Below are 25,003 nucleotides of genomic sequence, written 5' to 3' on the forward strand. Positions count from 1 at the left end.
AAGGAGAGTCGCATGAAATAGTGTGCCAAGCGGATCGGATCGGGTCCGGAGAGGCGGACGGTGATGGCGGGGAACGGGGCGGACAGCCGGTATCCGCGGCCGGTGGTGTCGGACGCCGAGGCGGAGTGGGTGTGGCGGCTGCTGTCGGTGCAGGCGATGGAGCAGGGCACACGGCCGGAGACGGTGCGGCTGGCCGTGGTGGTCGGGCTGGCCCGGGCCACCGGCGCCCGGTACGGGGACCTGCTGCGCTGCACCACCGACGCGCTGGACCTGGACGCGGGCTCGGTGACCATCGAGCACGGCAAGCACCGCGTCCCGCGCCGGCACGGCCTGGATCCGGGCACCGTCATGGTGCTGCGGCGGTGGCTGCGGGTGCGTCAGGAGCTGTGCGCGGAGCTGGAGGGGACGGTGCCGAGGGCGTTACTGCTGACGGTGCACCACACCCATGACAACGGGATCACGGTCGCCGCCGGGCTGCCCATCACCCGGCAGGGCCTGGTGCTCTCCTGGCGCCGCTTCGTCCACCGTACGAACGCGACCTACGCCGCCCGGCGCCCCCCGCTGCCCACCCGCTTCGAACAGCTGCGCCGCGTCTGGTCCACGGGCTGAGCCGCCGCGCGCCGGGCTGTCGGGCGCCGGGCGTCACCGTCGGCCGAAGAACTCCACCTCGGCGATGGCCACCCGGCGATCGGACCGGACCCCGTACGCGCCGCCGACCGTCAGCCGCACCCGAGTGACCTCCGTCCCTGTGACGTCGAAGGTCTGCTGGCCGGGCTTGTCGTTCAGCTTGAGGGTTTTGGTGCTGCGCTTCCCCTCGGAGGAGACCAGCGTGACGGTGAGCTCCGAGGGCCGCGCCTGGGTCAGGAACTCGGCCTCCTTCGCCGAGCTCCCGGAGGTGATCAGCAGCTTCCGCAGCCGCACCGGCTGGTCGAAGTCGGCCTCCAGATACTGGCCGTCGGCGGGGCCGCCGGTGGCGGGCGCCCAGTACTTGTTGTTGTAGCCGTCGAAGGCCGCATGGGCCGTATGCCCGGGGGCCTGGCTGGAGCCGCGGAACTGATCGGCGTGCAGCGGTTTGGGATCGCTGGTCCGGTCCTGGGTGAAGGTGAACAGCTCCGAGAGCTGCCCGCGGCCGAACCAGGCCGCCGCGGCCAGCACGAGCAGCACGACCGGCAGCATCAGCCGGGGCCGCGGCCGGTTCCTGAGCCGCGGCCGGCTCCCGGCCGTCAGCGGGCGCTGGGCCCCGCGCCGGAAGATCCGCCGCCACCAGGGGAGCGGGCGGTTCGCGGCGGGCGCGGACGCGACGTCGAGCAGCACGCCGCAGCGCACACACAGCCTGCGGTCGTACGGGGTCTCCGCCCGGCACCGTGGGCAGGGGCGGCCCGGCCGGCGCGGTGCGACATCCGGGCGGGGCGGCACCGGAGGCGTGGCGGGCGTGGCCGGGGCGGCCGGAGCGGCCGGCCCGGCCGCTCCGGCCGCTGACTCCGGACGGTGGTGGTCCGGGCCTGCGTCGGGCGGGCCGTCCAGCGGGTCGCCGGGGCGCCGAGTGGCAGCGGTCGGCTCCGTCGTCGCCCCCTCCCGCTCCCACTCCAAGAACGCCTGGCACGACGCACAGAACTGCGCCCCCACCGCATTGCGATGTCCGCACTCGGGGCAAATCATGTCGGCCCCGCCTCCTCCGTCGCGGCCACGATCTCCACCCGGTACGGAACGTGCGCCGGAACCTCCGCCGCGACCAGCTTCTCCACCCGCGTCCGGTCGAACCGCTCCGGATCGGGCACCCGCAGCCGTACCGTCACCCACGGCCGGGCCGAACCGGGCAGCGCCGCCCCGGGCTCCGAGGACCACGACGTACCGCCGCTCTCGCTGATCTCCGGTTCGATACCGGTCTCCACCCGCACCGCCGCCGCCAGCCCCTGCCGGGTGCCGCGCTGACGGTGGCGGGTCACGGCGGTGGCCACCACCGCCCGCCGCTGATTGACCGGGCGGTCCTGGTCCACCTCCACCGCCACCCACTGCGCCAGCCAGGCCAGCAAGTCCTCGGGGGCGGTGCGCGGATGCAGATGCGCGGGCAGGTTGTCGAGCGTGAGCAGCACCGGCGCCAGTATCTCGTCCAGAGCGCTCAGGAAGCGTTCGAGGAATTCCTCGCCGTGGTAGACCGCCGGCAGCTGGTGGAGCAGGGGGTGGGCGGTGGGCAGCCCGGGAAGTAGTCCGCGCACTCAGGCCTCCCGCACCCGGAGCTGGTGCTCGTAGCTGAACACCAGCGCGTGTCCATCGAGTTCGATCTTGTTGGTCGCCTCGCCCCGCTGCCCCGTCACGGGGTCCGCCGGGAACAGCCGTACGTCCTCGACCAGATCCACCCCGGGCACCTGCTGGAGCACCGCGAACACCTCACCGGAGTGGACCGGCCGCCCGAACGGCCAGCCTTGCCCGTCCGGGCCGCCGGTGAGCGGGTTGAAGTAGCCGTACAGCGCGGTCAGGGCCGCGTCGCGCAGCCGTTCGGCGGCCGTTCCGCGGCTCGGCGATACGGTGGCGACCACCGTGACGCCCTGGTAGTAGGGCGGTTCGACGGACAGCTGGGCCCCGATCGGGCGCCGCTCCTCCAGATGGTCGGCCAGCCTGGCCAAGGTGGTCTGCGGCGGGATCAGGTCCTCGAACCGGATCCGGCCCTGCTCGTCGTCGCCACCCGCGGGCACCACCAGCAGCCGCACCCCGCCCGTCCATGCCCCGCCCGCCTGTGCCCCGTCCCCGCCCTCGGCCCGGTCTTCACCTGCCGGTATGCAGGCCACCCGGGCGGCGTCCGGTGCGAACTCGCGGGCCAGCTGCTCGTAGTCGTGCGGCACCACGGCCCGGTGCAGGGTGCGCAGCGTCATCGGCCCGCGCACCCGGGCGTCCTCGACGGTCTCGCCGTCCACCCCGCCCAGCGCCGGACGCCGGTTCTCCACCCGTGCCACGTACGGCAGTGAGCTGCGCAGCACCCGCAGCGCGCCGCGCGACACATTGCCGCGCCGCCCGCCGCCGGTGCGGTAGGCGCGCACCCGTACCGGACACCCCTTCGGCGGCACCGCGCCGAACAGCCGCAGGGTGCCATCGGCCTCCCGGACCGCCGGGCCGAAGTCCACCTGGCCGGAGTTGGGGTCCACGGTGATATGCCGGTCGTACGGGGTGGAGTGCGCGAAACTGTCCACCCGGGTCCACTCCAGCCAGCCGGGGCCCTCCGCCACCTCGACCACGAACGGCTCCTCGCCCGCCACCACCGGCGGCCTGGCGACCCGGAAACTCTGCCCCGGCACCCCCTCGGACAGCCCGAGGACTTCCTCCACGACCTTCTCGGAGTGCTCGGCTTCCACCGTGCCCCCGATGGTGAACGCGCCGGCCTGACGTACCGTCGGCGACGCCACGTAGGTGGGCTGGTCCGGTGCGGCCTGTAGCAGCCGGCAGCGGAGCCAGCCCGCGGACTGCCGTACCAGCACCGAGCCGGTGTGGGTGGCGGGCACATGCAGGATGACCTCTCCCGCCTTGTTGAACCCACCGGTGTCGTCCTTCTCCACCTCGCACGCCACCCAGGCGTTGCCGTCCCACGCCTCCCACAGCAGCGGCGGGCGGCGCGGGTCGACGCCCACCCCGTCCACCCGGCAGTCAAGACGCAGCACCACCGCGCAGCCGGGCACCGGATTGGACAGCCCGATGTACAGGCTGTCCCCTGGGGTGGGGCTCGGGCCGAAGCACGGTACGTCACGGCCGAGCGCCAGCTCCTCCGAGCGGTCGGCGGCATTGCCGGAGGCCGGCCAGGTGGCGAGGTGGGTCAGCGCGCACGGCACCACCGAAAGGTCCCGGCTGGTGGTGAAGACCACCGCCTCCTCGGTTTCGGTGCGCACCGTGGCGATCTCCGTACCGGCCCTGATGCGCACCGGCTCCGGCTGCGGGGCGGAGAGCCAGAAGGTGGCGTCGGTGTGCGCGGCGGTCGGTGGATACAGCCGCACGCCGATCAGATCGAGGAAGGCCAGGTAGTTCTTGTCCGGCACCCGGTTCAGCCGGTAGACGAGCTGGTCGACCATGGTGGCGAACGCCTCGATCAGGGTGACCCCGGGATCCGAGACGTTGTGGTCGGTCCACTCCGGGCAGCGCTGCTGCACCAGCCGCTTGGCCTCGTCCACCAGGCCCTGGAAGCGCCGGTCGTCCAGGTTGGGGCTGGGGAGCGTCATGCGCCGTCCTCACTGTGCGGGATCACGTAGAACGGGAACACGAGGTTGCGGGGGTCGTTGGCACCGCGCACCGCGTAGCTGATGTCGATGTACAGCACCCCCTGGTCCGCCTCGTCGAACCGGACGGCGACCTCCGCCACTTCGATGCGCGGCTCCCACCGCTCCAGGGCCAGCCGTACCTCGTAGGCCAGCTGTCCGGCCGTACCGGCGTCGGCGGGTGCGAACACGTAGTCGCCCAGGGCGCAGCCGAACTCCGGACGCATCGGCCGCTCGCCGGGGGAGGTGGCGAGGATCAGCCGGATCGACTCCTCGAGCTCGCGCTCGTCCCGGACCAGCGCGATGCTGCCGGTGGCGTCCGTACGGGGCGGGAACGCCCAGCCCGCGCCGATGAACTGCTGGCCCATGCCCGCTCACCCGCCGATCTGTACGCTCGGGCACCCGCCGGTGATGGGGGAGCCGCAGCCTGCCGTATCGCCCACGCGGGCCGCGGGCTGCCCGCCGATCAGGACGGTGGCGCTGCCGGGCGGCGCGATCTGGGACTGCGGATGGGCGGCGGGCGCGCTGCACTGGTGCGGGGTGCCCACGGTGGCCGCGGGCCGGCCGCCGATGAGCACGGTGGGCTCGCCGGGCGGGCCGACCACGCCGGGGTGACCGGTCGGATCGCCGACGCGTGCGGCTGCTGGCATATGTGGTGCCCCCTGACTGTCCTGGTCCGTTCCTGTGTGCTGTGTTCGGTTGCTTTGCTGAGTTGGTCAGTTGATCCGTACCAGGGGCGCGTTGACGGAGAGGGAGTTGCCGCCCTTGATCTCGGTGCGGTTGGTGCTGCCCACCGCCACCTGGCCGCCCTGCACCTCCACCGTGCCGCCGGTGGACAGCTTCACCTGGCCGTTGCCGCCGTCCACCGCCACTCCGTTGCGGGCCGTCAGCTTCACCGAGTCGCCGCCCAGTTCGAGCGGGCCCTTGCCGGCCTCCAGCGTCACCCCGCTGCCCGCCTTGATGGAGACCTGCTCCTTGGCCTCGATCTCGACCTTGCCGTCGCTGTGCACCACGATGGTGGTGCCCTGGCGGTCGAGATTGATCTTGAGTTTTCCGTCGCCGGTGACCAGCCGTACCCCCTGCGGGCCGTTCGCGGCGTCGAGCAGTTCCAGCTTGTTGCCGCCGCGCGAGCCGAAGGCGCGCTTGTTGACCGCCCCGCTGGTGGGGTCGACGGCCTCCGCGTCCTGCCCGTTCCCCTGGCCCTGTGCCTGGCCCTGGCCCTGGCCCTGTGCCTGGCCGGGGCCGAGACCTTGTGGCTGGCCCTGGCCCCCCTGTCCCCCTTGCCCCGGCTTGTCCTTGCCGTTGTACAGACCGGCGAGCACATACGGCCGGTCCAGATGCCCCTGCTCGAACCCGACCAGCACCTCGTCGCCCACCTCGGGGATGAACGCCTCGCCACCCGCCGTCCCGCCCGCCTGTGCGGTGCGCGCCCAGTCACTGGCGTATTCGTCCGACAGCCAGGGGAAACGCACCTTGACCCGGCCCAGCCCCTCCGGGTCCTTGGTGTCGGTGACCGTGCCGTTGGCCAGCCCCGAACACCGCGCACTGGTGTCCGTGCCCCCGCCGGAGCCGCCGCCCGTCAGCCCGAACAGCGAGCGCTCCTGCTGCCCGGAGACCGTCACCCAGGTCTCGTAACCGCGCACCGGGTCGAAGACATGCCGTGAGGAGGTGACCGTATAGCGGCCCTCGAAGGGCTTGCCCACCCCGGCCAGCGTGACCGCGCCGCCCGCCCGTACCTCCGGGTTGCCCCGGATCACCGCCTCCAGTTCGGCGAACGACCCCGCGATACGCGCCGCCAGCGCCTTGGCCGCCTGGTCCACCTGGGCCTGGCTGCCGTACGGGGCGTCGGAGACCACAAAACTCGCCTCGCCGAAGGGCCGCGCCACTTCCGCCGCCGTCAGGCCCAGCTCCAGTGTCGCCGCCTTCCCCGCGTCGGCCCGCCCCACCAGCGGCTCTTTGGCCCGTACGTCCCAGCCCCGCACCTCCACCGCCGACACCTGCTCGGCGGCGGATACTCCGGCCCGGCAGCGCAGCAGATTGTCGCCCATCTCCAGCACCAGCGGCTCGCGGGCGGCGCGCGCCGACACATCCGGGGCGCCACCCGCCTCCGTCGGCTTGGCGATGTGCAACTGGCCTTCCGTCACATACGCCTGTGCGCCGGCCTCCTCGGCCAGTGCGCGTATGAACTCCCAGTCGCTGATGTTCGGTTGCGCCACGTGTTCCAGCACCGGGCCCGCGACATCCATCTTCCCCGGGCGCAGCCCGGCCCGCCGGGCGACGCTGGTGCAGATGTCGGACAGCGTCATGTTCTGGTAGCTCGCGACCCGGCGGCCGCGGAAGAGGCGGTGCGACTCGTCGAGGCCACGGACCACGGTGAAGGTGCCGGTGTCGTCGATCTCCACCTCCAGCGCGGTGACGTTTCCCGACAGCAGCGGGCGCGGCGACGGCCCGCCGCCCGCGCCGGCCAGCAGCCGTACCTCGGTGCCGATGGTCAGCCCCGCCTGCTCCAGCAGCACCCGGCTGGGGTCGCGGAAGCGCAGCACGAACAGATCGGGCAGGGTACGGCTGTCGTCCACGTACCCCTCGACGAGCGTGTTGGCGAGGGCGGGCGGGAGTGGACGGCCGCCGAACTCCACGACCAGGGACTTCGCCACACTCTGATTGACCATGCCTAGCTCACCGCCCCCCTGCCGTGGTCGGCGCTCCGGCCCTGCTCCTGGGCAGTGGCTTCAAGGCGCTCCAGCTCATCGAGGGCGGGGAGCAGCAGCTCACGGCCGCCTGCCAGGCGCATCGGATCGTCGATCCCGTTCGCCTCCGCGATCACCCGCCAGGCGGCCGGATCGCCGTATTCCCGCCAGGCCAGCAGCGGCAGCGTGTCACCGGCGCGCACCCGGTGCACCCGGCGGGCGTGCAGGGCGCCCGACGTCGGGTTCTGGCCCGGGGTGTCCCCGGTGATCTCTTCCATCGTCACCTGGCACACCGCGCGGATCGGCACACCGGAGGTGGTGAACAGGGTGTACTTCGCCTGTACTTGGCTCACATAGCCGGGAAACCCGGTCAGCCCGCCCCAGTGGAACACCACCCACGGCGGCGAGGAGCGCTGCTGCTGCCGGGTCTCATTGGTCGGTACGCAGCAGGTGAACAGCTGCTCCACGGAGGTCACGACGCTGGTGTCCTGGGTGTCGCTCGCGTCGAAGAACATCTCGACCGTCAGCTTGCTGGGCTGCGGCCCCTGGTACTCCGGCGGCCCGGCGCTCTTCGCGCCCTTGGCGGGAGTGCGTTTCCACGCCGCGGCCTTGGTCAGGCTCAGCTCCTTGGGGTTGAACTGAAAGTCGATACGTCCGCAGGCGCCGCCCGGGGTCAGCCCGCCGCCGGGTGGCGGGGTGCGCAGCTCCAGATACGCATGCTCCAGCTTGGGCCGCGCACCGCCGCCCCCCTTGGCACCTTTGGCCGCGGCAGCCCCGCCCGCCGCGCTGAACGCCACGGGTGAACTCATGACTCCGGCTCCATGACATAACCGTGGTGCGCGATCTCAATGGTCTCGATGGCCACCTTGGGGGACTCCGGGTTGAACGAGGGCCCGGTCCAGCGCACCGGCACGACCTCCAGCAGCCCCCACTGGGCCACCTTGCGGCCGTCGCCCGTACGCGCCTCGATATGCGCGGTCCTGCGGCGGATGCCGGTGGTCATGCTCGCGAACCACTTGGCCACCTTCTCGGTGTCGCGGGTCAGCGGCCGGGACAGCTTGATGTTGGGGTACTTCAGGCGGGTCGGCAGCTGCCAGAGATGGGTGTTGTTGCCGCCCTCCTCGCGCTGTTCCAGCACCACTTCACAGCCCAGGCCCTCGCAGGTGTTGAACGAGCCGAGCTCGATACCGTCGACGGTGACGACGAAGCAGACGCTGACCGCCGGGTCATCGGTAACGGCCACGCCGTCTCCCTTCTCTCCGCACTTGTCAGTGCCTGACTTGTCAGTGCCTGGTGTTGATCAGAAAACCGGCTCGCTCGCGCTCCAGCCGCAGCTCCGCCTTGAGCAGTCGGCTCAGCGGCGCGTACAGCGCCCGGACCAGCTCGTCGTCGACCTTCGGCGGCCCGCCGCCCTTGCCGTCGCCGGTGGGGGCCGGAGGGGTGGCGGCTTCGGAGCCTTGTGGCGGTTCGGGGGTGGGTTCGGGTTCGGGCTCGGGTTCGGGGGGTGGGGGCTCGGTGTTCTCGGAGTCGCGCTGGACGGGCGGTGGGAGTGAGAAGACGGTAGGGGCGCCCGCAACCGATGGTGGCGGCGCGGGCGACGGTGGCGCAGAGGGCCTTGACGACGGGGGCCCTGGTGACGGGGGCCGGAACACCACCGACCCATCGGCCATACGCTGCGCGACACCCGCGGCGATGGCCACGGCCCCGGCGTCGACCAGCCGACCGCCCGAGGACTTCGACGGCCCAGCCTGGGGCGGCGTAACACCTGGTACGGAGCGGGAGACCGGCGGGGGCGCGGCCGCCGAAGCGACGGACCGCTGAGCCGAGGGCGTTCCTGAAACGCCAACGACCCTGCCCGCCGGGGGGTTGTCGTTCGGGTCGGACCACCGCACCGGTACGACCGGAGGCTCGGCAGCGGGGGACGGGGAACCTCCCGACGGGCCGTCGGCCGGGCCGTCGGCCGAGGGCGGCAGCACGCCAGAGAAGAGGGGCACCGACCGCTGCGCGACCAGAGGCACCACCGGCCCCGCGGCCGGTGCGGGCGGCACCTCCGCCACCGGAGTCCCGGCCGCCGTGGCCCGCTGGATCGGGACCGGCGGCCGGTCCGCGACGGACTGGGGCTGGGGCTGGGGCTGGGGCGCGGCGGGTATCGGTGCGGGTGGTGCGGGTGACGTGGGCGGCACCGGCCCGCTGTCGGCCGTACGGACCTCCAGCGGATCGTCGCCGAGCAGCGGCCTGGACACCTCGGCCTGCTCCGCCTCCGCCTCCGCCGCACCGCCGACGGCATCGTCGGCGTCGTCCAGCGGTACGGCGGCGCCGGTGCTCGCGGCGGGTGTGCGCTGCGCGGTGGGCGGCAGCCCGGCCAGCGGCTCGCCGAGACCGACGGTGTGCGGCCGGGGAGGCGTGGTCGCCGCGGAGCGCCGCTGGACGGCGGGCGGAGTGGTGTCCGTATCTGGTCGGGCCCGTTGCACGGGTGCGACGGGCAGCGCGGGCAGCTGGCGTATCCGCATGGCCGGTGGCCGAGCGGAGATCAGCGGCTCGACGACGTTCGAGTCCGCGGCCCGCTGCAAGGCCACGGAGGGGGTGCCGGACGGCCGCGCGTCGCCGCCACCGCCACCGCCGCTCCGGGGCAGGTCGAACACTCGACTCACCGTCGGCGTATCAGGCGCGCCGCTGACCGTACCGTCCGGCGTGACGAGCCCGTGCCCCAGGCCGGACGGTGCCTCGGGGCTGACCAGGTGGCCAAGCGGGGTGAGGAAGGACGAGTCCCGCCAGGTGTCCAGGGAGTCGCGGAATCCGCTGGGGTCGGTCACCAACTTCGGCTCGGCGACCGTACGCTGCAGGGCGGGCAGCTCCAGCCACCCGGGCGCGGCGGATGCGACCGGCACGTCAGGCGCGTCAGGTGTAGGGGTCGCGGCCGGACCGGGCCGGGAACCACCGTGCCGAACCCCACTCCACCAGGACAGCAATCCCATCCGCCCTCACCGCTCACTCAGCCGGGCGATGTGGTTGACATACCGCAGCCGGTCGGGGTGTTCGAGGTCGAGGATCTGGTCCAGGGGCCAGTGGAAGTGGTAGGCGAGGTACGCGACTTCCTCGTAGATCCGGTCGGTCGCGTACGTCACGATTCCCCCAGGCGACCACCGCCGGACAGGTCCACCGCGAAGTTCTCGTGGCAGGAGGGGCAGGTGACCGCGGCGCGGGTGTGTCCCTCGGCGTTTATCCTGCGGTAGAAGTCCTGGAGGAAGGCGAGATCGGAGGCGAACAGGTCCTCCACGACGCCCGGGTGGACATCGTCGATCGTGCCCAGACGTGTGATCACGCGGGAGATCAGCACGACGGACAGATACGCGGAGTTCTCCCGGACCCGGTCGTCCCGTAGCGGAATCAGCTCGTCGCGGGCGGTCGCCAGCCGCATCACACCGCTGCGGTGCACGGTGCCGGACTCGTCCACGTATCCGCGCGGGAGCTCGAAGGCGAACTCGGTCCGCAGCGTCTCACGGCTTTCATCCCGGGCCGTACCGCTACCGGGCTCCTGGAAGGTGCCCTCCTCCTGCCGCGCGGACGGGGCGAACGCGCGCCGCATCAGTCGACTTCCACACTCTCGTAGGTGATCGACAGTTTTTCGGTGAGTACGGAGGTGTCCCCGGCCTTGAGCGTGCTGATCTCCAGCGACTTGGGCCAGGCGTTGATGAGCTTGTAGCGCTTGATCGGCATGCCCTCGTAGTCGTAGACGATGATCGAGCCATTGCGGCGGGCGCTGACCATCTTCCCGAACCGGGAATCCTTGATCCACTGCTCGAAACTGTTGTCCTCGGTCAGCCCGCGGGTGACGGTGACCTCACCGGCCTTGGGCCGGCCCGGCAGCTTTTTGATGGCGTATTTTCCGTCCGCGGTGTTCTGCTTCAGCTCGATGACGTCCTGCTCCATCTTCAGACCACTGACCTCGGTGATCTGCCGGATGAGAACGCTGTCGAATTCCAGTCCGAAGGAATGGCCGACGGAACTGTCAAATTCGGCGAGCGGCATAAGACCTCCTCAGGTCAGTCAGTCAGTCAGTCAGCCAGTCGTGGTTGGCCATTCGGTCACTCGTCGACCCCGCCGGTCCCGGCGGAGAGCTGGGCGAGCCGGAACACCACGAACTCCGCGGGCTTGACCGGGGCCACTCCCACCTCACAGATGACCTGCCCCGCGTCGATGCTCTCCGGCGGGTTGGTCTCGCGGTCACACTTCACATAGAAGGCCTCGTCCGGGGTCACCCCGAACAGCGCGCCCTTGCGCCACTCATTGACCAGGAACGCGGAGATCGTGCGCCGGACACGGGCCCATAAGGCGTCGTCGTTCGGCTCGAACACCACCCACTGGGTCCCGGCGAGGATCGACTCCTCGAGGTAGTTGAAGAGCCGCCGCACATTGAGATAGCGCCAGGCCGGGTCGTCGGCCAGCGTCCGCGCCCCCCACACCCGGATGCCGCGGCCGGGGAAGGCCCGGATGCAGTTCAGGCCGATCGGATTGAGCAGATCGTGCTCGCCTTTGGTGATCTGGGTCTGCAACGCGACCGCCCCGCGCAGCACTTCGTTCGCCGGGGCCTTGTGCACCCCGCGCGAGTCGTCGTTGCGCGCCCACACCCCGGCGACATGCCCGCTCGGCGGTACGAACGCATCGCGGCCGACGGCCGGGTCGAAGACCTTGATCCACGGGTAGTACAGGGTGGCGTACTTGGAGGCGAAGCCGGTCGTCTCCTCCCGCCAGGTCTTGATCTGCCGCGGGCTCAGACCGGGCGGGGGATCGAGGATCGCGATCCGGTCGCCCATCGCCTCGCAGTGCGTGATCAGCCCGCGCTGCACCGAGATCACGGACTCCAGGTCCAGCAGCCCGCGCTGATAGGCGCTCATCAGGTCCGGCGCGGCCACCATCGTGATCTCTTCGACCGCCTCCAGGCCGCCGAACCCGGTGCGCTGGTCGGGGTCGCCGACGTACGAGTCCGCCGACAGCGCCTCGGGCACGGCCGCCCCGGGCCCGACGCCTTGCGTCCCCGCCAGGGTCACCGACTGCGCCTCGGGCCGCGCGGGCGCGGCGCCCTTGCCGGGCTCCTCCAGCCTGATCACCTGGGACCGCGCCCTGACCTGAGTGGCCACGTTCTCCTTGCTGCGCTTGGTGGTCACGTTCGGATAGGTCTCCGCGACCGCCCCGTCCCGCTTGACCACCAGCGTGAAGACATCCTGCGGCGGGTCCTCCCCCTCGGGGTCGGCCACCTCGACGGTGATCTCCCCGGTGACGCCGGGGAGAGCTCGTACGGTGTAGGGCCCGAGCTGAGCGGTGGTCCCGCCGCCGATCTCCTTGGGCGCACCGGCTTTTCCCTGCTCCGCCTGATCTGCCTGACCGCCTCCGCCGATGCGTACGACATAGCAGATGCCGCCGCCGTTGGCGAAGAAGCCGTAGACGGAGGAGGCGAGATAGGTCCCTTCGACGAAGTCGCCGAATACGCTTGTGAACTGGGTCCAGTTGGTGATGAGCGTCGGCTCGTTGAACGGCCCTTTCTGCGCGAACCCGATGAAGGCGGCGACGGAAGTGCCGACCCCTTCTATGGGCCGCGACCCGGATTCCACCTCTTCGACGTAGACACCCGGGGACAGGTATGACGGCATGCCACTCTCCTCGACCGGGGAAACGAAGCGATTCTTCCCGGGCAAAGGATCAATGGGAAAGGGCTTTCGGCCGCCCCCGCGTACAGAGCCGGGTGCCCGAAGGGGCAGCAATGGTTCTTTCCCTATCGGGCAGAAAGCTCTGCCCCCACCATTGCCCCGCCGTCAGCGCTCCGGCGCCCCTGCGCCCAGCACCCTGACAGACATGCCGCGGACGCAGTGCCGGCCGACCGGTGACGGGGTGATCCGGTGAAGGCTGCCCCGGAGAAGGCCACGAAGCCTGCCGCGAAGGAAGACCGCGCGACCCCGACACAGCGCACACCCGAAGCGGCAGCGCCCCCGGAACAAACGCCCGGCCTGACGCCTCGCCACCTCCAACGCCTCCAGGGCATGGCGGGCAACGCGGCGGTGTCCCGCCTGGTGGCGCAGCGCTATACGGCCCCGGTGAAGCCCCCGCCGTCGCAGGCGCCTGGCTTCCGCAAGGTGCAGTCGGATGTCGCCGCGAAGAAGCAGAAGCTGTCCCAGCACAACCCGGCGGCGAGCGAGTCCCAGTCCGCGCAGGACGCGGCGGTGGCCCCGCCGGACGACAAGGAGGCGCAGGGCAAGGCGGCCAACGCGGAGAAGATGAACGACGCGAAGCCGGGGGAGTTCAACAAGGCGGCGTTCATCGAGGCCGTCAACAAGGCGATCGCGGACCAGGCGCCGAAGAACCTGGACGAGGCGGACAAGTTCTCCGGCTCCGGCAAGGCCGAGAAGATCAAGGGCGAGGTCGACGGCAAGGTCACGGACGGCAAGAACGCGTCGTCGAAGGACATCGAGACCACCACCAAGGCCGCCCCGGACACCTCGCAGGCCAAGGAAAAAGAAGTCACCCCGATGAAGCCGGACCAGCCTCCGGCCAACCCGGGCGCGCCGAACGCCGCCGACGCCACGCCGCAGCAGCAGCCGCCCGAGGTCACGGACTTCTCCGAGGGCCCGAAGAAGACCGACCAGCAGATGGCGGACGCGGAGGTCACCGAGGAGCAGCTGGCCAAGAGCAACGAACCGGAGTTCACCGACGCCCTGGGGGAGAAGAAGAAGGCCGAGCAGCACTCCGCGCAGGCCCCGGCGCAGGCCCGGGGAGCGGAGAAGCAACAACTGGCCACCGCCAAGTCGAACGCAGCCGCGGCCGGCACCCAGGCCATGTCCGCCCTGACCGCCACCCGCGCGGGCGCGGGCAAACAGGTCGACGGCGGCAAGGGCGAGGCCAAGTCGAAGGACGAGCAGAAACGGGAGGAGGTCACCGCAAAGCTGCAGAAGGTCTTCGACGCCACGAAGAAGGACGTCGAGGGAATCCTGGAGGGCCTGGACGGCAAGGTCGACAAGCAGTTCGAGGAGGGCGAGAAGAAGGCCCGGGACGCCTTCAACAAAGACCAGAAGCGCCGGATGAAGGCGTACAAGGACAAGCGCTACGGCGGCTTCTGGGGCCCGGCCAAGTGGGCCAAGGACAAAATCGCCGGGATGCCGGAGGAGGCGAACCAGCTCTTCCAGGAGTCCCGCAAGCTCTACGTCAACATGATGCAGGGCGTCATCTCGTCCATCGCCGACACCATCGGCGCTGAACTAGGCAAGGCCAAGGCCCGCATCGCCCAGGGCCGCGCGGACATCAAAACCGAGGTCGACAAGCTCCCCGCCGATCTGAAGCAGTACGGCCAGGAGGCGGCCAAGGACTTCGCGGGCAAGTTCGACGACCTGGAATCCGAAGTCAACGACAAATCACAGCAACTGGTCCAGACCCTGGCCCAGAAGTACACCCAGGCCCTCAACGCGGTCGACGAGGAGATCAAAAAACTCCAGGAAGCGAACAAGGGCCTTGTCCAGAAGGCCGTGGACGCCGTCGTCGGTGTCATCAAGACCATCAAGGAGCTCAAGGACCTCCTGATGGGCATCCTGGCCAAGGCCGCCAGCGCCATCATGAAAATCATCAAAGACCCCATCGGCTTCCTGGGCAACCTCGTCCGAGCCGTCGGCGCGGGCCTTCAGCAGTTCATCTCCAACATCGGCACCCACCTCCAAACCGGCCTGGTCTCCTGGCTACTGGGCACCTCGGCCAAAGCAGGGTTGGAAATCCCCGCCAAGTTCGACCTAAAAGGCATCATCCAACTGATCGCCTCTCTACTCGGCCTGACCTGGGCCAACATCCGCGCCCGCATCACCCGCCAGGGCGTCCCCGACCAGGCCATGAACGCGGCCGAACAATCCGTCCCCGTAGCCAAGGCCCTCGCCACCGAAGGCCCGGCCGGCGCCGCAAAAGAAATCACCGCCGAGACCGGTGACCTCAAGTCCACCATCCTCGACGACCTGAAGTCCTACCTCATCCCCACCGTCATCATCGCAGGCATCACCTGGATCCTCTCCCTCCTCAACCCCGCCTCGGCCTTCGTCCGCGCGGTCAAGGGGATCATCGACATCGTCTCGTTCATCGTGAACCAGGGCGCCCAGATCGTCGAATTCGTCAACGCCGTCCTGGACGCAGTCATAGCCATCGCCAACGGCGGCTCCGCCGGCGTCCCGAAGATGGTCGAAACCGCCCTGGCGGCCAGCATCCCCCTCCTCATCGGCCTCCTGGCCTCCCTCCTGGGCATCGGCGGCCTGGCCAACAAAATCAAGCAGGTCTTCCAAAAAGTCTCCCGCCCGGTCAACCGAGCCATCGACAAAATCGCCGCCAAGATCGCGCAGGCGGGCAAGAAGATCTGGGCCAAACTCAAGTCCAAGCTCAAGGGTGACAAGGGCAAGGCTGGGCCGGATCAAAAGCGGCCGGGCGAAGGCCACACCCTGAAACCGGACTGGGAAACCGTCAACTTCTCCGCGGATGGCCAGGCGCATCGGCTCTTCGTCGCCGCGTCCGGCGGCAAGGCGACGCTCATGGTCGCCAGCACGGAACAGCCGGTCGTGAGCTATCTCGACCGCGTCATCGCCGACGAGAGGACCACTCCGGAGGTCAAGCAGAAGGCTGAGGACGCGCTCAAGCTGGCGACGACCACCGGTGGTCAGGCGAACGAGATCGCGAAGCTTGCGGTGCACGTCCCTGCGAATGGGGAAGCGGCGGCCAAGGAGAAGATGTCCAAGGAGCAGGCGGAGCTCTCCGGCGAACAAAAACAGCTTGCCGACCTACTCAAGGAGATCTTTGAGCAGAAGAACTCCATCGAGCCCTGGCTCGGCAAGCCGGTCGACGATGTACCGAAGGGACTGCTCGGCTACGACGTGCGGACGGATAGTGGAACGTTCCTGTACGACAAGAGCTACTCGTACCTGCAGATACAACGCGCAAGCGGGTTCGGATCGGCCGACGAGCGTAGCTTCCCGATGGTGCACGTTGACCAGGATGCACTGGTGCAGAAGGGCGCGGGCATCCTGCGGGCCGACATGGAGGTAATCGAGGCGTACCGCGCCGCGATCGCCACCCACCGGGACAAGCTGAAGCTCGACGAAGCGCCGGATCTCGAGGGTAATCCCGACGGGCTCGCGAACCAGCTCGAGACGGGCGCCAACAAGCAACGGCCATTCAACATGGGCATCCGTAAGCAGATGGAAGCCATCGTGAACTTCCTCCAGAAGGGTGGAGATCTCACCGGCGTCGAGGTAAAGGTCGGGAAGAAGCGCGTCGATTACACGGCTCGGATGAGCATCGACGGCCGGACGCAAAACGTCATGATCGAGTACAAGCACGTGACCGGCACGCTCAGCAACAAACGCCGGGAAGAGTTGGTGGCCAAATTGACGACCCAGCTCACCGGTCACATAGCAGGCGGTCATGGAAAGTACACCAGGTACATCATCGACTGGCCTGAGTTCAGCGGCCTCGACACAGATTCACAAGAAGATTTCCTTGAGGTCATCGAGGACGTCAAGGCGGAGGGTGCGACGATGGGCGTCGACGTGATATGGAAGGGGTGATGGCCATGGATGATTACGCGGCAGGCAGCGAGCTGGTCCTTCGGATGGAGGCGTCCGACGAGACCAGGAGCACCGTGCTGCGCAGAGCCGTTGCCGCGCTGGGCCAGTTCGCTGGCGAAGGCTTTCAGCCGAAAGGTGCCCGCAGTACGCGCTTCCTCAACGGGGAGGGCGGGGCTAGGAGGGTCGCCCTCAAACATCCTGCTCACTCGGCACTCAACTCCTGGGTTCATGTGAGTCTCAGCGATTTCGAGCCGGATGGCGGCGGCACGCTCTTCTTGACGGTCCACCTGGACGAGCCGGGGGACGTTCTCAAGCAGGAATGGGAGATGGCTGTCGCCCTGACATCACAGCTCGTGGTAGGCCTAAGCCCGAGCCTGGCGCATCTGACGGCATGGCACCTTGACGGCTACGGGGAGATCTATCCGTCCGAGCGCCTTCGGTCCCGCTCCAACCTGCCGGAAGAGTTCGGACCGTGGACCTATATCTCCGGTAAGGGGCTCACCGACCAGGTTCGCGTTCGACTCGCGGCCCTGCCTGCGTACGCTTCCCAGGCGCTCGGGGACGGCTGGCTGGTGAGGGCCGTCGAAAATCCCGGTGCCGAGCCGACCGAACAGTTCCTGGACGCGCTGAACGCGCTGGACACCGAACCGATCACCTACCGAGCGGCTCGTCTCGCCGCCGCTTGATCGGTTAGAGCCGCGGCGGGAGCCTGTCGAGGCGGACCTGGAGGTCTCGAACGCGGACGCCGGTCGCGTGCCAGATCGCGTTGAGAGTGGCGGCGGATGAGCCGCACATGCCGATCTCGCCGCTGCCCTTGGTGCCCATCGGGTTGAGCTGGTCGTCGTCCTCGTCCAGCCAGACGGCGTCGATCCACTCCACGTCGGCGTGGGCGGGCACGTGGTACTCGGCGAGGTCGTGGTTGCGCCAGGCGCCGGTGGCCGGGTCGAGCACGCCCTCCTCGTGCAGGACCATGCCCATGCCCATCGTCATGCCACCGATGAACTGGGCAACGGGCGTTGCACGGGTTGAGGATACGGTCGGCCGTGTACATGCCGAAGAGTCGGGAGACCCGCACCTCGCCGGTGACGGCGTCCACGCGTACCTTCGGCGAGGTGAGTGCCGAAGGAGTGCTTGCCCTCCCTCCGCAGCCGGGAGACGTCGTCGGTGGTGTCGTAGGTCGCGGAGGTGTCGCCGATCATGCGTGCCCCCTTCCGGCGGCAGCAAGCCTCTTGCTGTGCTCCGGGTGGCGCCTCAGTAACACAGCACCTACTACAGTCGAATCGAACCCAGCGAAGCGCTGAACGCCGACGGGCTTCACACCCAGCGCGGAGGCAGCAGACGCGGCAATCCGGCCCGCTTCTCCCGCTTCGTCATCCCGGTTGTTCCGTACGGCGGCGGCAGCAGCCGCAAGGGCCAGCCAACCCCACACAACCAACCGTTCCGGTTCCGCCGTTGAGATACGCGGCTCCACGTGGTCTGCCGCCTCTACCGCGACGCGCTCAGCATCATCCAGGCGGCCCTGCCGCAACAGAAGCCATGACATGATCGAAATGGCAAACGCTGCCGTATTGGTGTCACCAATCTCGCGAGCGTCACGGATTGCGCCGGACAGGGCATGGTATGCAAGATCGTACTGCCGAACTTGCGTCAGATAGCGGCCTCCAAGAAGGTACGCCTCGGCCCGTGTGGCCAGTGCTCGGTTTCGCTCTTCTCCGCTATCGAAATAGCACACGGCGGAGTCAGCGTCACGGATAGCCTTCGGAACCCTCTTCGCGAGTGCCCTGAAGCCCAAGGTGTCGTACGCTGCTGCCCCGTTCCTGATCACCCCCAGGAGCGCGGGCAAGTAGGGCTCTTCGCTTGTTTGACGCGTTGGGTCTGTCAGGCCGATTGGAGGTGTGAGAGTGTTTCGCAACTCGACGAGCCCAAGCCGGGAACTGTCTTCGTTGGCGGGATCGGGAGTGTCCAGTGCCATGAGCTGAGAGGTCTTGACGTGAAGGGCGCGGGCGATTTTGTTCAGCGTCTCGATACGGACGCTTCCGCCTTGCTCCAGTTTCGCGACAGTGGAGGGTGCGAGCCCCGCGGCATGCGCCAGGGTTTCCTGAGTGATTCCGGCCGCCATCCTGTGGCGCCGAAGACCCGATCCGCTGAGGCGTTGGGCCCGCGCCCGGGCGTTGCAGGGTGGGCCTAGCGTCGCGTTCGTGGGGATCATGGGCGTTGGAGGGCCTGGCGGAGGGGGGATGAGGATGGAGTCCGGGCGGTAGGGGTCGGACCAGGTGAAGCGGAGCAGCGTCAGGCCGGGGGTGAGGGCGGACGGGCTGCTGGGGGTGGTATCCGCGCGGTTGGGGGAGTGGCTGTGGTGGATTCCTCCCCGGGGCGAGCAGGCGATGGCCAGCACGTAGCCGACGCCGCGTGCTTCGGGTGCGGCATGGGGCTGCGGATCCTGGCCGGAGGCTTGTCGCTCGTTTTCAGGAAGCAGTGATTGCGGTCTGCGGCGCGGCTGTGATCATCACCATGGACAGACAGGGCCTGGTGGCGAACTGCACCGTCTCGGGTATCCCGGCCGCGTTGCGGCGTTCGGGATCATTGGATCAGGGGTGTTCCGGGAGGTGGGGCGTCGGTCGATCAGGGCCCGTACCCGGTCGGTGGCCAGGGCGAGGAACACGCAGCTTGCGTGTTGTCAATGATTCAGGACCAACGGGCTGAACCAGTCAGTCGATCGTGAAGAGTGAAGAGCGTGAACTTCGCATTCCACGGGCCCAAGCAGGTATTCCTCGCTGAAATTGACGCCCGTTCTCGGGGCCAGAAGATTCATAGTTCGCGACTCGCCGTCCTCGTCACCGTCGGGCGCCATCTCCACACCCGCGTCGTTCCTGTTTGCTTCGAACACCTGCTGATCGTTGCGGTAGTGGAGCGCGATCGGCTTGCCGGCGATCCGTACAAGGTGCGGCTCTTTCGGCGGTCAGCTGACTGGCCCGGTGGTGTCGTGGATGTTGACCGCCTCCCCGTCGCGTAGACATCGGTGCGGCAGCCCGCTCTCGGCGAGATGAGCGGCGGCTCGCTCCGCGCCTTCCGCTTCGGGGTGTTCGGATCGCCAGTGGGGAACGATCCGGTAGGGCACCAGGAGGAGGCACTCCGGTGCGGTGGCCGGCGGATACCCTTCGGGCAGGACGGTTGGGTCATCCCGATGCCCTTGAGGTCCGGTCCGGCGACGCAGGCTCCCGCTGAGTAGCCGCCGTAGGTGAACTCGGCACGATGCCGCTGCTCATGGAGGGCATCGCGGAATCCGGTCTGGGTCATGGCGCGGGCCAGGACGAACGCGTTGCCGCCCAGAGCCCAGACGAGGTCGAGGTCGGCCAGGCGCTTGGGGAGTTCCTTGGGGGCGGAGAAGTAGTCGCGGAGGTCGAGTTCTTCGCAGGAGTAGCCGAAGGTCTCAAGCGTGCGCCTCTCGCGGGCATAATCGCGAGCGCGTGAGGGGCCGTACCCGTCGAGCGCGTTCAAGACGATACCTGCTCTGCCGGTGCGAAAGGTGCTGGGCAGCGCCGACGGGCGGCTGTCGGGGGTCAGAAACCAGGAGCTCAGCAGCAGCCTCATCAGTACCTCTCGGTCAATGGATCACGCCTTGGTGATTGCTCATGCTGCCGTGAATGATGCCTGGCCGCTGCTCGCCGCCCGCGACTGCCGGCTCAACGGCGTCCTGGAACCGTTCAAGGGGCATCTCAACGCCCGCTTCACCGAGGCGCACGGCCAGGTCAGCGGCACCCGCCTCTGCCTGGAGATCCGCGAACGCAGCCACCGCGGCAGTAAGTTGTTCCGATGGCCGATTCTCTGCCGCCCGGCGGCACCGTCCTTGACGCGGACGAACTGCATGGCCGGTGGGCGGACGCCTGGAGGCCGGAACAGGTCGCGGAGCGGTTGGACGGGATCAGCGCGCCCTGGTGCATCGTGGCCGGGTGGGCGCTGGATTTGTTTCGCGGAGGACAGTCGCGGCCACACGGCGATCTGGAGATCGCAGTGCCCGCGGCGGGGTTCGCGGAGGTTCGGGACCGCTTCCCCGAGTACATGTTTGACGCGGTGGGCTCGGGGCGCATCTGGGCAAGTCCAGGAGCTGAGGCGCTCGCGGCCACGTACCAGACCTGGCTGCGGGATCCGGCGAGCGGTCAGTTCCTCTTCGACGTCTTCCGCGAGCCGCACGAGGGCGGGATGTGGATCTGCCGGCGGGACGAGAGCCTGCGGCTGCCGTACGACGCGATCATCGAACGGACGGCGGACGGCATCCCGTACCTGGTGCCGGAGCTTGTGCTGTTGTTCAAAGCGAAGGCGACACGACCCAAGGATCACACCGACTTCGACGGGGTCCTGCCGCTGCTGAGCCAGGCGCGGCGCGACGATCTCGGCGGGTGGCTGAGGCGCGTGCACCCCGGACATCCATGGCTGGCGAAATTGGCGAAACTGGTGAAGCAGTGACGCGGGCCGGTTGTACGACGTCACGCCGATGACCTCCGGACCCGCTCCACGCGGCGCAGGGTGCCGCGTCCGCTGAGGCGTTGGGCCCGCGCTCGGGCGTTGCAGGGTGGGCCTGGCGTCGCGCTCGTGGGGATCATGAGCGCTGGAGGGCCTGGCGGAGGGGGATGAGGATGTTGTCCGGGCGGTAGGTGTCGGACCAGGTGAAGCGGAGCAGGGTCAGGCCGGGGACGAGGGTGGCCAGGCGGTTCTGGCGGCGGCGGTCCTTGTAGAGGGCTTGGGGTGTGTCGTGGGGGCCATGGCCGTCGGCTTCGATGCCGACCCGCTGGGCCGGCCAGCCCAGGTCGATACGGAGGACTCGGCCACGCTCGGGGTCGGGGATGGGCCACTGGGGGAGGGGTGGGGGCAGGCCGCCGTCCAGGCAGATCAGGCGGATGCGGGTTTCGAGGGGGGATTCGGCCCGGGCGTCGGCCAAGGGGACCCAGGCGCGGGCCCGGCGTGCGCCTGGGCGGCCGGACAAGTGGGCCGGGAGGGTGAGGTGGTCGGCAGAGGTGAGTACGCCTTGGTGGAGGGCGGAGTCCAGCATGCTCACCGCCTCGGCGCGGGGGAGTTGGAGGAGGAGGTCAGCGCAGGTGCGGGCGGGGGTGGTCAAGGGGATGCCGCGCAGCGTTGTGTGGGCATGGTCGGGTACGAGGGTCCTGTGGATATGGACGCCTTGGCGGTTGCGGATGGTGTCGTGCGGGGTGGCCAGGTGCAGAGTGCCGTCGTCCGGCGGGAGGCCCTGGATGCCCAGCAGCCGGGCGGCCGTGGGGCCCGCCGCCATGGCCTGTGAGCCGCAGGTGAGGAGGAGGCCCCGGACCTGGGCCCGCAGCGATGGTCCCCGGGCGTCCCGCCCGAGCCAGTAGCTGCCCCGGGTGAGCGGCACCCACTGGCCCGCCCGGAGCATGCGGCGGACGTCCGCTCGCTCGGCGCCGGTCGCGCGGAGCTGTGCTGTGGTCACCACCCAGTCCTGCTCGGCGGCCAAAGCGCGGACATTTTGGAGGACTTCGCCGCTGATCGTCATGCTGCACTATGGCGTGGAGTTCCCGATCGCGTGTGAGCCTGTGGATAACCGGCCGGCGGCTCAGGACAGCAGTGACATATAGGGGCCGAACTCCGAAGCCAGGGTCAGGCGGCCCAGCTTCTGGTATTCCCGCTGTACGGCGTGGATCAGGTCGGACATGGTCACGGGATGCCCTGACTCGGCGGCGAAGTAGGCGGCGGTGACCGCGATCGAGCGGATGTTGCCGCCGGCGAGTTCGAAGGAGTCGGCGCAGAAGTCCAGGTCGAGGTCGGCGGCGCGGGGGAGGGTGGGGCCCAGGGAGCGGTCCCAGAGGGTGCGGCGTTGGGGGGCGTCCGGGAGGGGGAAGTCGATGACGAGGTCGAGGCGGCGTGTGAAGGCGTCGTCGAGGTTGGCGCGGAGGTTGGTGGCGAGGATCGCCAGGCCGTCGAAGGTTTCCATGCGCTGGAGTAGGTACGCGCTCTCGACGTTGGCGTAGCGGTCGTGGGCGTCCTTGACCTCGGAGCGCTTGCCGAAGATCGCGTCGGCTTCGTCGAAGAGCAGGACGCCGTTGATTCCGGCCGCTTCGGAGAAGATGCGCTCCAGGTTTTTCTCCGTTTCGCCTACGTATTTGTCGATGACGGTCGCCAGATCGACCGTGTAGAGGTCCAGACCCAGGTCGGCGGCGATGACTTCGGCGGACATCGTCTTACCGGTGCCCGAATCGCCCGCGAAGAGGGCGGTGACGCCCCGGCCCCTGCCTCCGCCCGGCCGCATGCTCCATTCGCCCAGCACCCGGTCGCGGTGGCGGGCGCGGGCGGTGAGTTCGCGGAGTTGGGCGAGGGTGTCCGGTGGGAGGACGAGGTCGGGCCAGGCCACCGCGGGTTCGATACGGCGGGCCAGGCGGTCGAGGCCCGCGGCGTTCTGGGCGCGCGCTCCGGCGCGGACATGGTCCGGGCGCAGGGTGCCGCCGTCCAGCATCGCGGTCTGGGCCGCGCCTTGGGCAGCCCGGGTGATCTGGTCCGGGGTGAGGAGGAAGGGGGAGAGGAGGCGGGTGATGTCCAGGTTCGGGGGGATGTTGCTCAGCGGCTGCTCGTGATCGGCTGCCACGCCTTCTGGCGGCTCGGCTCGGGCCGCTGTGCGGCCCCTGGTCCGTTCGCCTTCGTATGCCGCCGACCACAGCGCCGCCCGCGCCGTCGGTTCCACGCGCGGGGCGTGGAGCAGCAGTGGCGGGTGGGTTGACCAAGCCGCGTCCCAGGGGGCGCGGCCGACCAGGACGACCGGGAGCGGGATGTCCGACACCGCGCGGATGACCTCGGGTTTGTCGCGGGTGAGGGCGTCTATGGGGGTGCACACCAGGCCGGAGGCCGTCAGGCGGGCTTCCCTGGTGACGACTCTTACCGCTTCGGTGGGGTTTGGATCGCGGGCCAGAGCTTCCAAGTTCACGCCCAGCACGCCATGGCCCGCCCCCGTGAGGGCGGCAGATGCCAGGGCTGTACCCGCGCCGCCCTGGTCCTCGCGTAGGTATGCCAGGCGGACGCCGGAGGCGAGTGAGCGGGCGAGTGGGGCCGGGTTGCCCAGCTGCGTTGGTGCGTTCTGCCAGGGGGCGAGGAGGTCGACGATGCGTGGGTCCGGGGTGTCGTCGCCAAGGAGATGTGCGGTGACGCGGTCGGGGACGCGTAGCGCGCGGGCCAGGAAGGGGCGGTCCGGTTCCTCTGCCAGGAGGAGGCCACCGGAGCGGAGGGGGGCTTGCGGGGCCAGGCGGGCGCGGGCTCCGGCGTCGGCCGGGGACAGGCCGCACAGGCCGAGTGCCAGGCCGATGGTCGGGCGGCGGCGGGTGACGTCGTCGTTCAGATAGCCGTAGAACTGCTCGAAGCGGTCGTCCAGGTCCGGGATCAGCGCGATCAGCAGGATTTCGATGTCCAGGGCCGTTAGGTCGAAGTCGTGTGTGAGGGTACGCAGTCGGGATGGGTGGCCGGAACGGATGGCGGCGTCGGCGCGTGCTTCTGCTTCGGCCAGGAATACGGCGTCGGTGTCGTCGGGGGCGGTGACCCTGAGTTGGCGGCCGTGTTCCAGGAGGTGGTGGATCGTCTCGTCGGTGAGATACAGGCCCCGGAAGGCGTCATCGGGGGCCGGGTCGGTCTGCTGCCGGGCGTGGACGGCCCGCCTTACCCGTTGCTCGATGAGGATGGCCCGGTCCAGGAGGTGGCGCAGGCTCGGATCGGGGGAAGGGGAGGGGGAGGGGGAGGAGGGTTCGGCTGGAGTGTCCGTCATTCGGTTTGATCTTCTGATACTTGAGAGGACACGCCGGTGCGTTTGGGGCGATTGTTCCGTCCTTCAGGCCTCGGGGTTGGGGTGCCGTACACGGGGAGGTCCCCTGGACCCGACGCAGGGTTTGTGGGCGTCCGGGCGTCCGCCGCTACGTCGGAGAAGCCGACGCGCAGGCCCTCCTCGCCGACCTCCGGGCCGGCCGGGTAGACCGGCGACTCGGTGACCGGCACGCTCACCACCAGGTCGAGGGAGGGTTTCAGCTCCCCGCCCAGCGCGCTCCACACATCGGCGAACGAACGGTCCTCGGGAGGCGGGAGCGCGATCGTCATGGGGACGGGTACCCCGAGTTCGGCGAGCGTGCCGGTGAGCCGTTCGGCGGGCAGCGCCTCGTAGCGAAGCAGGCAGGAGAGGAGCGAGGAGAGCAGACGGTGCTCGTCCTCGGGGCGCTTGGTCCACGCCGTGATGAGATACGAGAGCTTGAAGTAGCGCGGCGGGCGGCGCCGGGCCACGATCGTGCCCCGCTCGTCGTACTCATTGAGCAGACCGCGCTCCCGCCGGCGCATGTCCTCGCGGATGTCGTACAGATACAGATTGACGGTGGGGGCGTTGACCTTGGCGGCCCAGTCGCGGGTGGGGGCGTCGAAGACGACCGACACCTGGGCGCCGCCCGCCAGGGCCTCCGTCCTGAACATCGCGCGCAGCGCCTCGTCGACCTCGTGGATCACC

The 25,003-nt window shown here is 69.5% G+C and carries 24 protein-coding genes and 1 pseudogene; 5 read left to right on the plus strand and 20 right to left on the minus strand.

Features of this window, described 5'->3' with window-relative positions; genetic code table 11:
- Positions 1 to 63: 63 nt before the first annotated feature.
- On the plus strand, positions 64 to 609 hold the full coding sequence (locus ACH4U7_RS34310) for a tyrosine-type recombinase/integrase (protein WP_398531682.1): 546 nt from the start codon (positions 64 to 66) through the stop codon (positions 607 to 609).
- Between the two features lie 33 nt (positions 610 to 642).
- On the opposite strand, the gene ACH4U7_RS34315 is transcribed toward ACH4U7_RS34310, so the two are convergent.
- From ACH4U7_RS34315 to ACH4U7_RS34375, 13 genes are all read right to left on the minus strand, one after another.
- On the minus strand, positions 643 to 1,659 hold the full coding sequence (locus tag ACH4U7_RS34315) for an NADase-type glycan-binding domain-containing protein (RefSeq protein WP_398531683.1): 1,017 nt from the start codon (positions 1,657 to 1,659) through the stop codon (positions 643 to 645).
- A complete protein-coding gene (locus tag ACH4U7_RS34320; RefSeq protein WP_398531684.1) occupies positions 1,656 to 2,216 on the minus strand; it encodes a phage tail protein in 561 nt (186 codons plus the stop codon). Before ACH4U7_RS34320 ends, ACH4U7_RS34315 begins: the two co-directional genes overlap by 4 nt.
- The gene (locus ACH4U7_RS34325; protein WP_398531685.1) at positions 2,217 to 4,202 is read right to left on the minus strand and encodes a putative baseplate assembly protein; all 1,986 of its coding nucleotides are present in this window, start codon (positions 4,200 to 4,202) and stop codon (positions 2,217 to 2,219) included.
- The gene (locus tag ACH4U7_RS34330; protein WP_398531686.1) at positions 4,199 to 4,606 is read right to left on the minus strand and encodes a GPW/gp25 family protein; all 408 of its coding nucleotides are present in this window, start codon (positions 4,604 to 4,606) and stop codon (positions 4,199 to 4,201) included. The genes ACH4U7_RS34325 and ACH4U7_RS34330 overlap by 4 nt, the downstream gene beginning before the upstream one ends.
- A 6-nt stretch (positions 4,607 to 4,612) precedes the next feature.
- Positions 4,613 to 4,888 carry a PAAR domain-containing protein gene (locus ACH4U7_RS34335; RefSeq protein ID WP_398531687.1) on the minus strand — a complete coding sequence of 92 codons (276 nt, stop codon included), beginning with the start codon at positions 4,886 to 4,888 and terminating at the stop codon, positions 4,613 to 4,615.
- A gap of 66 nt (positions 4,889 to 4,954) precedes the next feature.
- Positions 4,955 to 6,907: a VgrG-related protein gene (locus tag ACH4U7_RS34340; RefSeq protein WP_398531688.1), complete on the minus strand. Its 1,953-nt coding sequence runs from the start codon at positions 6,905 to 6,907 to the stop codon at positions 4,955 to 4,957.
- A 2-nt stretch (positions 6,908 to 6,909) separates the two neighbouring features.
- Entirely contained in the window at positions 6,910 to 7,734 is an 825-nt protein-coding gene (locus ACH4U7_RS34345; RefSeq protein WP_398531689.1) for a peptidase M23, read from the minus strand.
- The gene (locus tag ACH4U7_RS34350) at positions 7,731 to 8,168 is read right to left on the minus strand and encodes a phage tail protein (RefSeq protein ID WP_014181553.1); all 438 of its coding nucleotides are present in this window, start codon (positions 8,166 to 8,168) and stop codon (positions 7,731 to 7,733) included. Before ACH4U7_RS34350 ends, ACH4U7_RS34345 begins: the two co-directional genes overlap by 4 nt.
- A gap of 40 nt (positions 8,169 to 8,208) precedes the next feature.
- The gene (locus ACH4U7_RS34355; protein WP_398531690.1) at positions 8,209 to 9,813 is read right to left on the minus strand and encodes a hypothetical protein; all 1,605 of its coding nucleotides are present in this window, start codon (positions 9,811 to 9,813) and stop codon (positions 8,209 to 8,211) included.
- 93 nt (positions 9,814 to 9,906) lie between these two features.
- Positions 9,907 to 10,050 carry a DUF6760 family protein gene (locus ACH4U7_RS34360; RefSeq protein WP_089508240.1) on the minus strand — a complete coding sequence of 48 codons (144 nt, stop codon included), beginning with the start codon at positions 10,048 to 10,050 and terminating at the stop codon, positions 9,907 to 9,909.
- The gene (locus ACH4U7_RS34365) at positions 10,047 to 10,511 is read right to left on the minus strand and encodes a hypothetical protein (RefSeq protein WP_398531691.1); all 465 of its coding nucleotides are present in this window, start codon (positions 10,509 to 10,511) and stop codon (positions 10,047 to 10,049) included. Before ACH4U7_RS34365 ends, ACH4U7_RS34360 begins: the two co-directional genes overlap by 4 nt.
- On the minus strand, positions 10,511 to 10,954 hold the full coding sequence (locus ACH4U7_RS34370; RefSeq protein ID WP_014181557.1) for a phage tail protein: 444 nt from the start codon (positions 10,952 to 10,954) through the stop codon (positions 10,511 to 10,513). Before ACH4U7_RS34370 ends, ACH4U7_RS34365 begins: the two co-directional genes overlap by 1 nt.
- Positions 10,955 to 11,010: 56 nt before the next feature.
- A complete protein-coding gene (locus tag ACH4U7_RS34375) occupies positions 11,011 to 12,573 on the minus strand; it encodes a phage tail sheath family protein (protein WP_398531692.1) in 1,563 nt (520 codons plus the stop codon).
- 387 nt (positions 12,574 to 12,960) lie between these two features.
- Between ACH4U7_RS34375 and ACH4U7_RS34380 the strand changes: the two genes are divergently transcribed.
- Both ACH4U7_RS34380 and ACH4U7_RS34385 read left to right on the plus strand, forming a co-directional pair.
- A complete protein-coding gene (locus ACH4U7_RS34380) occupies positions 12,961 to 16,506 on the plus strand; it encodes a hypothetical protein (RefSeq protein ID WP_398531909.1) in 3,546 nt (1,181 codons plus the stop codon).
- Positions 16,507 to 16,511: 5 nt separating this feature from the next.
- Positions 16,512 to 17,192: a hypothetical protein gene (locus ACH4U7_RS34385; RefSeq protein ID WP_398531693.1), complete on the plus strand. Its 681-nt coding sequence runs from the start codon at positions 16,512 to 16,514 to the stop codon at positions 17,190 to 17,192.
- 4 nt (positions 17,193 to 17,196) lie between these two features.
- On the opposite strand, the gene ACH4U7_RS34390 is transcribed toward ACH4U7_RS34385, so the two are convergent.
- On the minus strand, positions 17,197 to 17,496 hold the full coding sequence (locus ACH4U7_RS34390) for a hypothetical protein (RefSeq protein WP_398531694.1): 300 nt from the start codon (positions 17,494 to 17,496) through the stop codon (positions 17,197 to 17,199).
- A gap of 205 nt (positions 17,497 to 17,701) precedes the next feature.
- Positions 17,702 to 18,715 (minus strand): helix-turn-helix domain-containing protein, encoded by a 1,014-nt coding sequence (locus ACH4U7_RS34395; RefSeq protein ID WP_398531695.1) that lies wholly within the window; start codon positions 18,713 to 18,715, stop codon positions 17,702 to 17,704.
- A gap of 525 nt (positions 18,716 to 19,240) precedes the next feature.
- On the opposite strand from ACH4U7_RS34395, the gene ACH4U7_RS34400 reads away from it, so the two are divergent.
- Positions 19,241 to 19,519, plus strand: a complete 279-nt coding sequence (locus ACH4U7_RS34400) for a hypothetical protein (protein ID WP_398531924.1) — start codon at positions 19,241 to 19,243, stop codon at positions 19,517 to 19,519.
- A 227-nt stretch (positions 19,520 to 19,746) separates the two neighbouring features.
- On the opposite strand, the pseudogene ACH4U7_RS34405 reads toward ACH4U7_RS34400, so the two are convergent.
- Positions 19,747 to 20,097: pseudogene (locus tag ACH4U7_RS34405) on the minus strand (hypothetical protein); the annotation flags it as partial.
- A gap of 13 nt (positions 20,098 to 20,110) precedes the next feature.
- Positions 20,111 to 20,299, minus strand: coding sequence for a hypothetical protein (locus tag ACH4U7_RS34410; protein ID WP_398531696.1), 189 nt, complete (start codon positions 20,297 to 20,299; stop codon positions 20,111 to 20,113).
- A 20-nt stretch (positions 20,300 to 20,319) separates the two neighbouring features.
- Here ACH4U7_RS34410 and ACH4U7_RS34415 point away from each other — a divergent pair, with 20 nt between their 5' ends.
- The gene (locus ACH4U7_RS34415; RefSeq protein ID WP_398531697.1) at positions 20,320 to 20,970 is read left to right on the plus strand and encodes a nucleotidyltransferase domain-containing protein; all 651 of its coding nucleotides are present in this window, start codon (positions 20,320 to 20,322) and stop codon (positions 20,968 to 20,970) included.
- A gap of 133 nt (positions 20,971 to 21,103) precedes the next feature.
- Here the strand turns inward: ACH4U7_RS34415 and ACH4U7_RS34420 are convergent, their stop codons facing one another.
- The 3 genes from ACH4U7_RS34420 to ACH4U7_RS34430 are packed head-to-tail and all read right to left on the minus strand — an operon-like array spanning position 21,104 to position 25,002.
- Positions 21,104 to 22,030 (minus strand): type IV toxin-antitoxin system AbiEi family antitoxin domain-containing protein, encoded by a 927-nt coding sequence (locus tag ACH4U7_RS34420; RefSeq protein ID WP_398531698.1) that lies wholly within the window; start codon positions 22,028 to 22,030, stop codon positions 21,104 to 21,106.
- 60 nt (positions 22,031 to 22,090) lie between these two features.
- Complete coding sequence (locus tag ACH4U7_RS34425) at positions 22,091 to 24,280, minus strand: ATP-binding protein (RefSeq protein ID WP_398531699.1); 2,190 nt, start codon at positions 24,278 to 24,280, stop codon at positions 22,091 to 22,093.
- Positions 24,277 to 25,002, minus strand: coding sequence for a DUF4255 domain-containing protein (locus tag ACH4U7_RS34430; RefSeq protein ID WP_398531700.1), 726 nt, complete (start codon positions 25,000 to 25,002; stop codon positions 24,277 to 24,279). Before ACH4U7_RS34430 ends, ACH4U7_RS34425 begins: the two co-directional genes overlap by 4 nt.
- Between the last annotated feature and the right edge of the window lies 1 nt (position 25,003).

It is taken from the genome of Streptomyces sp. NPDC020845, assembly GCF_044334165.1.
GTDB lineage: Bacteria > Actinomycetota > Actinomycetes > Streptomycetales > Streptomycetaceae > Streptomyces.

What these genes read in the sequence shown, in the direction of transcription:
- ACH4U7_RS34330 (WP_398531686.1), bottom strand. Translation starts at nt 4,606, where the DNA reads ATGGGCCAGCAGTTCATCGGCGCGGGCTGGGCGTTCCCGCCCCGTACG.
- ACH4U7_RS34340 (WP_398531688.1), bottom strand. Translation starts at nt 6,907, where the DNA reads ATGGTCAATCAGAGTGTGGCGAAGTCCCTGGTCGTGGAGTTCGGCGGC.
- ACH4U7_RS34335 (WP_398531687.1), bottom strand. Translation starts at nt 4,888, where the DNA reads ATGCCAGCAGCCGCACGCGTCGGCGATCCGACCGGTCACCCCGGCGTG.
- ACH4U7_RS34325 (WP_398531685.1), bottom strand. Translation starts at nt 4,202, where the DNA reads ATGACGCTCCCCAGCCCCAACCTGGACGACCGGCGCTTCCAGGGCCTG.
- ACH4U7_RS34370 (WP_014181557.1), bottom strand. Translation starts at nt 10,954, where the DNA reads ATGCCGCTCGCCGAATTTGACAGTTCCGTCGGCCATTCCTTCGGACTG.
- ACH4U7_RS34365 (WP_398531691.1), bottom strand. Translation starts at nt 10,511, where the DNA reads ATGCGGCGCGCGTTCGCCCCGTCCGCGCGGCAGGAGGAGGGCACCTTC.
- ACH4U7_RS34420 (WP_398531698.1), bottom strand. Translation starts at nt 22,030, where the DNA reads ATGACGATCAGCGGCGAAGTCCTCCAAAATGTCCGCGCTTTGGCCGCC.
- ACH4U7_RS34375 (WP_398531692.1), bottom strand. Translation starts at nt 12,573, where the DNA reads ATGCCGTCATACCTGTCCCCGGGTGTCTACGTCGAAGAGGTGGAATCC.
- ACH4U7_RS34380 (WP_398531909.1), top strand. Translation starts at nt 12,961, where the DNA reads ATGGCGGGCAACGCGGCGGTGTCCCGCCTGGTGGCGCAGCGCTATACG.
- ACH4U7_RS34425 (WP_398531699.1), bottom strand. Translation starts at nt 24,280, where the DNA reads ATGACGGACACTCCAGCCGAACCCTCCTCCCCCTCCCCCTCCCCTTCC.
- ACH4U7_RS34385 (WP_398531693.1), top strand. Translation starts at nt 16,512, where the DNA reads ATGGATGATTACGCGGCAGGCAGCGAGCTGGTCCTTCGGATGGAGGCG.
- ACH4U7_RS34395 (WP_398531695.1), bottom strand. Translation starts at nt 18,715, where the DNA reads ATGATCCCCACGAACGCGACGCTAGGCCCACCCTGCAACGCCCGGGCG.
- ACH4U7_RS34415 (WP_398531697.1), top strand. Translation starts at nt 20,320, where the DNA reads ATGGCCGATTCTCTGCCGCCCGGCGGCACCGTCCTTGACGCGGACGAA.
- ACH4U7_RS34310 (WP_398531682.1), top strand. Translation starts at nt 64, where the DNA reads ATGGCGGGGAACGGGGCGGACAGCCGGTATCCGCGGCCGGTGGTGTCG.
- ACH4U7_RS34315 (WP_398531683.1), bottom strand. Translation starts at nt 1,659, where the DNA reads ATGATTTGCCCCGAGTGCGGACATCGCAATGCGGTGGGGGCGCAGTTC.
- ACH4U7_RS34345 (WP_398531689.1), bottom strand. Translation starts at nt 7,734, where the DNA reads ATGAGTTCACCCGTGGCGTTCAGCGCGGCGGGCGGGGCTGCCGCGGCC.
- ACH4U7_RS34390 (WP_398531694.1), bottom strand. Translation starts at nt 17,496, where the DNA reads ATGACGATGGGCATGGGCATGGTCCTGCACGAGGAGGGCGTGCTCGAC.